Origin of the sequence: Rheinheimera sp., from assembly GCF_020217005.1 — a bacterium.
In the GTDB taxonomy this organism is placed as follows: Bacteria; Pseudomonadota; Gammaproteobacteria; order Enterobacterales; family Alteromonadaceae; genus Pararheinheimera.
In genome coordinates, this window is record NZ_JAIWOI010000320.1 from 1 (window position 1) to 10,000 (window position 10,000).

General features: G+C 47.4%; 8 protein-coding genes. 2 read left to right on the forward strand and 6 right to left on the reverse strand.

Annotation, left to right across the window (positions count from 1 at the left end):
- Window positions 1-230 precede the first annotated feature (230 nt).
- Window positions 231-494: a hypothetical protein gene (locus LDL40_RS15605; RefSeq protein WP_300996376.1), complete on the reverse strand. Its 264-nt coding sequence runs from the start codon at window positions 492-494 to the stop codon at window positions 231-233.
- 294 nt (window positions 495-788) lie between these two features.
- On the opposite strand from LDL40_RS15605, the gene LDL40_RS15610 reads away from it, so the two are divergent.
- Window positions 789-2,033: an NRAMP family divalent metal transporter gene (locus LDL40_RS15610; protein WP_300996377.1), complete on the forward strand. Its 1,245-nt coding sequence runs from the start codon at window positions 789-791 to the stop codon at window positions 2,031-2,033.
- A 64-nt stretch (window positions 2,034-2,097) separates the two neighbouring features.
- On the opposite strand, the gene ilvN is transcribed toward LDL40_RS15610, so the two are convergent.
- The 3 genes from ilvN to LDL40_RS15625 all read right to left on the reverse strand — a co-directional run bounded on the left by ilvN (window position 2,098) and on the right by LDL40_RS15625 (window position 9,077).
- Complete coding sequence (gene ilvN / locus LDL40_RS15615) at window positions 2,098-2,589, reverse strand: acetolactate synthase small subunit (protein ID WP_233009179.1); 492 nt, start codon at window positions 2,587-2,589, stop codon at window positions 2,098-2,100.
- A 1-nt stretch (window position 2,590) separates the two neighbouring features.
- Window positions 2,591-4,330: an acetolactate synthase 3 large subunit gene (locus LDL40_RS15620; protein ID WP_300996378.1), complete on the reverse strand. Its 1,740-nt coding sequence runs from the start codon at window positions 4,328-4,330 to the stop codon at window positions 2,591-2,593.
- 352 nt (window positions 4,331-4,682) lie between these two features.
- Window positions 4,683-9,077, reverse strand: a complete 4,395-nt coding sequence (locus tag LDL40_RS15625; RefSeq protein WP_300996379.1) for a S1 RNA-binding domain-containing protein — start codon at window positions 9,075-9,077, stop codon at window positions 4,683-4,685.
- Between the two features lie 105 nt (window positions 9,078-9,182).
- Between LDL40_RS15625 and LDL40_RS15630 the strand changes: the two genes are divergently transcribed.
- The gene (locus tag LDL40_RS15630) at window positions 9,183-9,383 is read left to right on the forward strand and encodes a hypothetical protein (protein ID WP_300996380.1); all 201 of its coding nucleotides are present in this window, start codon (window positions 9,183-9,185) and stop codon (window positions 9,381-9,383) included.
- Between the two features lie 98 nt (window positions 9,384-9,481).
- Here the strand turns inward: LDL40_RS15630 and LDL40_RS15635 are convergent, their stop codons facing one another.
- Both LDL40_RS15635 and LDL40_RS15640 read right to left on the reverse strand, forming a co-directional pair.
- Complete coding sequence (locus LDL40_RS15635; protein WP_300996381.1) at window positions 9,482-9,781, reverse strand: type II toxin-antitoxin system RelE/ParE family toxin; 300 nt, start codon at window positions 9,779-9,781, stop codon at window positions 9,482-9,484.
- A gap of 8 nt (window positions 9,782-9,789) precedes the next feature.
- On the reverse strand, window positions 9,790-10,000 hold a 211-nt coding region (locus LDL40_RS15640; protein ID WP_300996382.1), incomplete at its 5' end, for a type II toxin-antitoxin system prevent-host-death family antitoxin.

Sequence of the window (10,000 nt, forward strand, 5' to 3'; positions counted from 1 at the left end):
CACATAGGTTTACTATGTTCCCGGGGATTCACTCTTTTGTCGCCTTGCTGCACCACCAATGCCTTTGGATTTTATCCTGCGTCCTTGGCGCCGCAGCGGAGTGACGGACGGGCGACCCTAAAAGTCGCTCTTAGGGGGTGATGCACGGGTTTTGGATTTTAGTCTGTGGATGGGGTCGCAGGGGGCGGGTTTATCCCCGCCCGTCCAACATCAGATAGCTGCCTATCAGATTATTCTGTCACCCACGGCATTTCTGGCAATAAGGCCAGATGTTCAATGTAACGGGGTAAATTAAAGCTCTCGTTGCGTTCGATGACCGCTTCCATTTCCGGCGCTAAAGCACAGGCAATCAGCTCCAACGCGTCTTCTCTGCTGTGACCTGTCATGCATAAACGCATCAGCGTTTCTTTCACTTGTTTCGGATTATTGTCGGCCAGCTGGTTTTCCAGCACTTCAAAAATAATTTCCTGTGCTTCTAAATCTTCTTCGTTCATGGCACTTTCCTCTGACGTTATTTAGGTATTACCCAAAGTAATTGGAGTTGCAGTGAGGCGACAAGTGCGGGAGACCCCAAGAGCATAGTTAACCTATGTGACTGGGGCGAGAGCACGCAGGCAACAAAGCTGCAGCTTCAAGTACGAAGGGAATATGCGCGCAGCATGCCAGAGCAGGCACAAAGCGGCAAGCTGAAGGACTGACTTCTGAAGTTTTTCCACTGGCCCGATGGTGTTCCGCTTTGGCTTTGGCTAAGCTGGGCCACGACTTTTTAAATATAAAAACAAAAACTTATGCAACAAGGAAATTCGTCACACTGGCACAGCAGGCTAAAAGCTCTAGGACCAGGTGTTTTATTGGCTACGGCCGCTATTGGTGGCTCACATATAGTGGCTTCGACTCAGGCCGGGGCTTTGTTCGGCTGGCAACTGGCGGTACTGATTTTGCTGGTGAATGTGCTGAAATACCCCTTTTTCCGCTTTGGCGTCGAGTACAGTCTGCAAAGCGGTGAAACTTTACTGGAAGGTTATCAAAAGCAAGGCCGGGGTTATTTATTAAGTTTTGTCTGGCTGAACTTAATAGCTGCAGTGGTTAATACAGCAGGTGTGTTGTTACTGACTGCCAGTTTGCTGCAGTTTTTTATGCCGATGCAGTTATCCTTGGCAGTACTGTGTTTTATTCTGCTGGCGGTGTGTTTACTGATTTTACTGGCGGGCCAATACAGGCTGCTCGACAGCGTGTCTAAAGCGGTGATGGTGTTGTTGACCGTCACCACAGTGGCTGCCGCCATTATTGCCTTTAACAAAGGCCCGACCGCTGCGCCAGATTTTATTGGCCCTTCACCCTGGCAGTTGATGTATTTAGGTTTTTTGGTGGCTCTGATGGGCTGGATGCCTGCTCCTATTGAAATTTCGGCTATTAACTCCTTATGGCTGAAAGCCAAACAGCAGCATACCCCTGTTAATAAACAGAATGGTTTGTTTGATTTTAACTTGGGCTATTGGAGTACCACAGCACTGGCTCTGGTGTTTTTATCACTGGGGGCTTTGGTGCAGTATGGCTCAAACCAGCCTGTACAGTTAGCGGGTGCAGCCTATACCAGCCAGTTTGTTGCTATGTATGCCAGCACTATAGGCGACTGGTCAAAGCTGTTGGTGGCTTTAGTGGCTTTTCTTTGCATGTTTGGTACTACCCTGACCGTATTGGATGGTTATGCCAGAACCATTAATGAATCTTTTCAACTCTTGGGCTGGCAAAAAACTGAACGAAAACATAGCTATAACTATTGGCTTTTGGCACAGGCGGCTTCTGGTATGGCCGTGATTTTGTTTTTTAAATCTGCGCTTGGGCCTATGCTGACCTTTGCCATGAGCCTGGCTTTTGTAACAACCCCTGTGTTTGCCTGGCTGAATTACCGCCTGATGCGCCGCCAGCAAAAACACCTGATGCAACCCTGGATCCGTTTCTTATCCTGGTTAGGTCTGATTTATTTATTCAGCTTTTCATTATTGTTTATCTGGTGGTATTTGAGTAAATAACAATTTGGAGTAAGGCAAGCTGATGTTCACCTTACTCCATACCTGTTTGCCAAGAGTAATCTTGTTACAAACTTAAAGTCCGCTCACCGCGGGAAATGCCCGACACACCACTTCTGACTGTTTCCAGTATTTGGGTACCGTTTAAAGCCTGAATAAAAGCTTCGAGTTTGTCCGAAGTACCCACCACCTGAATGGTATAGGTATTGGCTGTGATATCAATAATCTGACCACGGAAGATGTCAGCGCAGCGTTTTACTTCTTCGCGTTGCTCTGCTGTGGTTTTGACTTTGACCATCATCAGTTCACGTTCGATATGAGCTGACTCGCTTAAATCGGCCAACTTGACCACTTCAATTAGCTTGTGCAGTTGCTTGGTGATTTGTTCGATGACCTGATCATCACCGCGTGTCACCAGCGTCAGACGTGAGATGGTTGGGTCTTCAGTGGCCGCTACTGTGAGTGAATCAATGTTATAACCGCGCTGGGCAAATAAACCTACAACACGGGCTAAAGCGCCGGACTCGTTTTCCAGCAATACAGATAAAATATGCCGCATCTTAAGTCCGCTCCGTTTTGCTTAAAAACATCTCATTCATAGCACCACCTGGTATTTGCATTGGATAGACATGCTCTGTTGGGTCGACATGAATATCTAAAAACACCAGTTTGTCTTTGAGGGCAAAAGCACGTTCTAAAGCGGGCTCTAACTCTTCGGCTTTGGTGACACGAATCCCTACATGGCCATAAGCTTCAGCCAGCTTTACAAAGTCAGGCAAGGAATCCATATAAGAGCTGGAATAGCGGCTGTCATAGTTCATATCCTGCCACTGCTTCACCATGCCTAAATAACCGTTGTTCAGGTTGATGATTTTTACATTCAGGCCATATTGTTTGCAGGTCGACAGCTCCTGAATATTCATCTGAATAGAACCTTCGCCAGTGACGCACACTACTTCAGCTTCAGGGTAATGCAGTTTGACACCCATAGCGGCTGGTAAACCAAAGCCCATAGTGCCGAGGCCACCCGAGTTGATCCAGCGATTTGGCTTATCAAATTTGTAATATTGAGCAGCAAACATCTGGTGCTGACCTACGTCGGACGTGACATAAGCATCACCTTTGGTATGGCGATGCACAGCTTCAATCACGGCCTGAGGTTTTAAATGCGCCGCGCTTTGCTCATAGCGGCCGCCATGCACTTCACGCCACTGCTGAATTTGTTGCCACCAGTGCCCCAGTGCCTGCTGATCCAACTGACCTTGATTTTTTTCCAGCTGCTGCAGCATTTCCTGCAATACAGGTTTGACTAAGCCAACAATAGGAATATGTGCATTGACGGTTTTGGAGATGCTGGCCGGGTCAATGTCGATGTGAATAATGGTCGCATTCGGACAGAATTTTTTGGTGGCGTTGGTGACACGATCATCAAAGCGTGCGCCCACGGCAAAAATCACATCAGCATTATGCATCACCTGGTTAGCTTCATAACTGCCGTGCATGCCCAACATACCGATAAACTGTGGGTCTGATGCAGGGTAAGCGCCCAAGCCCATTAAGGTATTGGTGACCGGAATATTCAGCTTGCGTGCTAAAGTCGTCAGCTCTTCTGAGGCCTGACCTAAAATTACGCCACCGCCTGAATACAGCACAGGCTTTTTCGCCGCTAACAAAGTAGTCAGGGCTTTTTTAATCTGGCCGGGATGGCCTTTGGCGTTCGGGTTGTATGAGCGCAGCTTGATATCTTTTGGATACTCATAAGGGAACTTCTGACTGGGTATCGTCATATCCTTGGGAATATCTAGTACTACAGGACCAGGCCGGCCGCTTTGCGCTATATAAAAGGCTTTTTTCACTAAATACGGAATATCTTCAGGGCGGCGAACCGACATATTGTGTTTCACAATAGGCCGGGAAATACCCAACATATCGGTTTCCTGAAAGGCATCGTCGCCAATCAAATGGCTCATCACCTGACCACAGATCACTACCATAGGAATAGAATCCATATAAGCAGTGGCTATGCCGGTAACCGCATTAGTAGCACCTGGGCCGGATGTGACGAGCACTACACCAGCTTTGCCGCTTGCTCTTGCGTAGGCGTCCGCCATATGGGTCGCGGCTTGCTCATGGCGGACCAGTACGTGTTTCACCTGATGCTGTTGGAACATCGCATCGTAAATGTGTAACACGGCACCGCCGGGGTAACCATACACATACTCTACGCCTTCGTCAGCTAAGGCGCGGATCAGCATGGCTCCACCAGACAGCAGTTCTGGTTGGGTGTTTTGGCTTGTCATGATAAAGGTCTCATAGTTTGCACGTGCGAACTTTAAGCCCTATTGCGGGCGCAATAAGGCTTAAAGCAAAAATCACCGCTCTGCTTACACAGAACAGCATTAATTTTCTTTTACGTGGACGGACAGAGTAAGGGGTCTGTCAAACAAACTAATCACGCCTGGTTAGTGTTGACTCGTTGGTCGTTTTTTTATTTAGCAGGCTTGATGGCTAATTTAAGGGAAGTGGCTTGGAAAGTCGACTAATTATTAATGAAAGATTTGCACTCACATCGTCCCTGATGTTCGCCTTCGGCAGCATTGGCTTTTAGTTAAGGCGTTATACGGCTGAAACACTAAACTTAAAGCACAAATTCTATCGGTCCTTCTTTTGATTTATAGGTAGTGCAAAAGTAATTTTTCCGTCCTGCATAATTTGCATCACTTGAACAGTAATCTGTTGGCCAACTTTATATTTACGCAAAATATCTACATTGGTTGGTAGCGCACCGCGATGAAGCAACCCACTACGAGCACCGATTCGAAGAAATATGCCGTATTCCTTAATGCCTGTAACACAGGCATTATAAGTGTCTCCAACGACTAGTTTTTCGGTTCCAATATCTGTCTTTAATACGGGGCCTGCGTAACCTAGCTCTAGCCCTTTTGCAGTTGATTTCAGAATTTCGACACAAATATTACTACCGATAGGAAATTCTCTGGTGAGGCTTATCCAGTCTGAACAACTATTTTTGTGAAGTAACCCTTGTTGTCCCTCGATGGCGATAAGCAGACCATAGGACTGTTGATCTATGACATTTCCTTCATAACTTCTACCTATATCCAGTGCGGCATGTTTATCCAATCCAACCAGAATAAAGTCCCTTTCTGGGATCAATTTAAGTGCATAAAAATGGTACACTTTCCCTTTAGTAATTGAACAGCCATCTCGAGTATTTAAATAGGCAGCACGCAGGCCGATCTCTAATTCAATGACATAGCTTTTTTTGCCTTTAGGAGCAGTAACCCGTCCTTTGAGTGGAAGTCCCTCGTCCAGGCTGCGACGAGCCTCTACCCATGCAGGTAATTCTCTGCGCCCATGTAAAATTTTTAACCAATTGGTAACTTCAATTGGTAACCCAGTGGTGATCAGTAGATCTGTGACGAAACTAATCGTTCTGAACCAGTGCGCGTTATTTGGGCAGGCTTCAATACGTTCCGCCAGAATTGCTGCGAATTCAACTGAAGCTTTATGCAGCGGAGCCGCAGCGATGAACTTGGCGGCCAGTAGTGGCCACTCCGGTTTATCTCTTGAGTGGTTCAGCCAAACTGCAGCACGCTCGGTGAAATCCGCTGCGTGGAACTTTTGCTCTAGTAGCTTTTCACAAACAAAACCCCATTCTTCGGCTTCCTCTCGACCTACTAGCCACTCCGCGCCGAGTTGTAATAGCTCGCTGACCGCCAGTACCTCGGGCTGAACATGAATATCACATTGTTTTAGCAAGTCTTGCCAGATAAGAGCCCAGTCGGACCTGTCTTCACGCCCTTTTAACCAATCAACTCCAAGTCGTAACAGTTGGTTTAGCTCCAGCACCTCGGGCTGAACATGAATATCACATTGTTTCAGTAAGTCTTGCCAGACATATGACCACTCGGCCATATCTTCCCGGCCATTCAACCAATGAACGCCGTTGCGCAACAGTTGGCTGAGTTCCGGCCCCTCGATTTGAGCATCATATTGTTTCAACAAGTCTTGCCAGACATATGACCACTCGACCGTGTCTTCTCGGCCTTCCAGCCAATGAACGCCCTGACGCAACAGTTCGCTGAGTTCCAGTTCCCTGGGCTGAGCAGCACATTGTCTCAGCAAGTCTCGCCAGACATATGACCACACAGCGCTGCCTTCACGACCTTTCAACCAATGAACACCCCGACGCAACAGTTGGTTGAAATCCAGCCCATAAAGCAGAGTATCACTATGCTTCATCAAATCTTGCCAGATATACGACCACTCCACATTGTCTTCGCGACCATTTAACCAATCCACGCCAAGGTATAGTAGCTCGTTGAGTGCCAACTCTTTGGGCAGAGCATCATGTTTCTCCAGCAAGGTTCGCCAGACATATGACCACTTGGGTTTGTCTTCCCTACCTCTCAACCAAAGAACGCCAAGGCGTAATATTTCGTTGAGTTCCAGCCCGCCAGGCTGAGCATCATGCTGTTCCAACAGATCTCGCCATACATGTGGCCACCCTGCTATATCTTCACGTTCTTTCAACCAGTCGACGCCAAGATGCAACAGTTTACTGAGCTCCGGTTCTTGAGGCTGAGCTTCATGAGGTTTAAGTAAGGCTCGCCAGACATAATTCCACTCGGAGTCGTTTTCATGTCTGGCCAGCCAGTCTTTAGCTAGGCTGGCTAGCTCGATAGCTTGTGGACTATGGAGATCTGCCAAAGCATAAAGATCTTGCAGTACAAAAGCCCAATCAGGGCCGTCGTTTTCTGCATGTAAACGACGCATCCCCAGAATCAGGGTAGGATCATTATTCCAGTCCGGCTCATCATCCACAGGTAAAAGCTTCTTCCAAACGATGTGCCAGTCAGGGCGTCGTAACCGACGCTGCAGCCAATCCAGTCCAATATTGCTCCAGATATGATGATGATCAGGATCATCTTGTAGGCATCGCTCCCAAACATAAGACCATGTAGGGTGGCTCATCCTTAAAGCATCAGTTAGATGCTCTGAGGCCCAGGTAAGTAGCTCACTATGCTTGGGATAGTGATTAACTAAATGTCCCCAGCATACAGACCAAGCTTTATAGGCCGCGGCTAAGTATGTTAGTGCTTTGGCAAGTAAATCTGGACCGAGGGTTTGACTAATGCTGGGGGCTGCCGTTGACCAGCATGCCCAACTGGTTGCAATATCTGCCTGGCAATCTGCATCAAGCGTCAGTTGTGCGTGCTTTTCGGCCCATGCTTGAGCACACTGCTTCGCGAGAAGAGGGTGGTTTAAGATATTTAGTCGTTCTATAGCAAGCCCTTGTTCGCGCCCAGAGAACAAGCGCAGCAGTTGAGTAACTAAGCCGAAATCGTTTTCGGTTAACGCACGCCGGAAAACGCCAACCAGATCATGGGTATAGGCTATGTCATTTGCAGGCTTGCGCAAGGAAAGGTACAGCTCGTTGGCTAAATGCGGATGTGTGAGGCGAACTATTTGGCCTTCTTCCCCGGCTTCTAGTAGGCTAAAATCGCCTTCACTATTTAGTGTTGCTAGCTTTTCGCGGTCGTTTTCGGTTAGCCAGTTATAGGGTGCACGCAGATAGAGACGGTTCAGCGCTAAGGGGAGATAAAGGGCTTCATCGAGGCCATTGAGGCGAACCCGTTCACCGAAACGTTGGGCAAACGCTTTAAGATCACCGTGCGCCAACTCCACAGCCAGCGAGATAAACAAGCCATTGTCTTCTTGGGTTGCCTGAGAAAATGCAATTCCGCGCTGTACAGTCTGACCCGTGCGCTCTGTGTACCAAGCCTCGATCTCAGCAGCTTCGTGTGTTGCAATGGTTTCGACAGTTTCAAGATGTAAATCAAAACCACGATAAGTGGCAGCCTCTCTGAAGGATTCTGCAAACTCTGTTGGGCCGCAGGTTAGAATCATTGGCCATGCTTTTTGGTCGCATTCATCGATAAATGCGCCTAAGCGGCTTAGATCAAGCCGATTTCGCGCGTTGCGGTCGTAAAGATCGTCGATTGCAATAAAATCTGGTCGCCACTCATTAGGTGCATCTGCAATGGATCGCAGAACAGGCTCAAGTAATTCGGCTTGCCCTTTAAGCCAAAGTACTCGCCAACCTTCTGCAACCAGACGCTCAACTGACTGAAGCAGGAGCACACTCTTACCAACACCGGAGCGACCACTCAGCCAGAAGACTCGAGCTTCACTCTTGAGGTCTCGCTGGCTTAGATCTTTTCGTTCGAGAACCTTGGCATACAAGACATCCAGGCGATGGGCGCGTTGCATGTACTGTTGATCACGTAGCCGGGTCAGCGTGATTTCGCGTCCAACTTCTAGATATGGGCTGGGATGTTGCGACAATCGAAAATCTGTGGCTGTCAGTAGCTGTCCAGGCAATTCGTGTGTCAGTCGGTTTTTTGCAAAATATTCGCATATATCATCGCGAATACGCTGTGCATCCGCAGCCGACGGTGCACGGCTTAAAGCGCGATCTAATGCAAAGCGCAGAAAAGCGTAAGGATCCTTTAGATGCCGCCATACCGCAACGATGGCTCGCCACCATGGATCTGGTTCGATGCGAGGAGATAAAAGACGTCCTTGCTTGAGAAGTTCGTTAATTGTTGAGCGTGCCGGGTGCGTTGAGGGAATGTCGTTCCACTGGATTGTAGAGTTGCCTTGCGAGGCGATAAGATTAAATTTCACCTGAGCACGCAAATCTGAGTAATACGTAGCCAGAAACCGCTCGATAGTCAGAATTTCGGCGGCAGCATCCTTCAATGTGTCTTTTGTCAGAGTGCGTTTAACCTGAATACAAATTAAATTGCCATTCACGTCATGCTTGGCTAAATCAGAAATAGCTTCCAGAAAGACCTTGCCAGCGTCATTCAGACTAGCCTCTTGTCCGGCGAGAGATTCGGCAAACTCAGCTAGGTAAAGGCGCAACTGGTAGTCAAAGCCAGCCAAGGCGTAAATACCACCTAGCGCTCGCCGCTTTTCCCGTAGCTCATAATTCGAGAGGATAGATGTAATATTTTCCATAGAAAGAACAATGAACCTGGATTAGGGATAAGAAAATCTGAACTAAGAGCTCTCTATGTGACCGGATCTTCCGAACAAATGCAGTCTCATATCCACTGATAGTTTATGCACAAGTTAGTGGATGTATTTTGCGATGTCGATGATTTTTTCGCTGTCTCCATCCCTGAATGGGAAAAACTCTGTCAACTGATGAAGCAGCCAAACGTCAGCGCTGTGATTTTTATTAGCATGAGTGAAGTCGTTACGTTCATTATCTTCTTCCAAATGTCCAAACATCATGGTTTTGGCAATACAGAACCACTATAAGTCGCTGTCCGACCCTTTGACGCTCAACGTTTTTATATATCAAACGAAAACACATGTAGGGTAAGGCTCGCTACCAAAGGGTTGGAGTGCTCGCAATTCTACTTCAGATGTTTTTGCGGCAACTGTGGTTGACCTAACACTGCAACTATCAGAATAAAGCCATATTCTTTTGTGAAGTACGCTGTATGTTTGCCAATGGGGAAATAGAATCCGTTTGGGTAGATGTCGTGGCAAGGTCTGCCTAAATCCGGGTTATCGGCTAACATTTGCAAGCCAGATATCAGGCTTGCTTTGTACTTTTGCCACTGCGACTCAGAAAAGTTTTGAATCGTGTAGTGTCTGATTTGTTGTAAATGAGTCTGAGCCAGGCTGCTTAATTTGTATCTTTTCTTTTGCATTTCAGTGGTTACAGAGCGCTAAGAAACTCTTCGCCGTCAACAACATTACCCTTTGCTAAGTCTTCTTTCGCAGATTTGAAGCAATGTTTAAGGTAATCCGCTTTCATCACCTCTAGCGCCTGGTAGTCATGCATAGACATCACGACAACAGCATCTTTATTGTTTTTGCTGATTTTGATCGGTTCGCGCTGAGCGTTTAGAAGTAGCTCACCGAAATTT

Excerpts from the sequence above, each read along its gene's own strand:
- LDL40_RS15605 (WP_300996376.1), bottom strand. The coding sequence starts at position 494 with ATGAACGAAGAAGATTTAGAAGCACAGGAAATTATTTTTGAAGTGCTG.
- LDL40_RS15610 (WP_300996377.1), top strand. The coding sequence starts at position 789 with ATGCAACAAGGAAATTCGTCACACTGGCACAGCAGGCTAAAAGCTCTA.
- LDL40_RS15625 (WP_300996379.1), bottom strand. The coding sequence starts at position 9,077 with ATGGAAAATATTACATCTATCCTCTCGAATTATGAGCTACGGGAAAAG.
- ilvN (WP_233009179.1), bottom strand. The coding sequence starts at position 2,589 with ATGCGGCATATTTTATCTGTATTGCTGGAAAACGAGTCCGGCGCTTTA.
- LDL40_RS15620 (WP_300996378.1), bottom strand. The coding sequence starts at position 4,330 with ATGACAAGCCAAAACACCCAACCAGAACTGCTGTCTGGTGGAGCCATG.
- LDL40_RS15635 (WP_300996381.1), bottom strand. The coding sequence starts at position 9,781 with ATGCAAAAGAAAAGATACAAATTAAGCAGCCTGGCTCAGACTCATTTA.
- LDL40_RS15630 (WP_300996380.1), top strand. The coding sequence starts at position 9,183 with ATGCACAAGTTAGTGGATGTATTTTGCGATGTCGATGATTTTTTCGCT.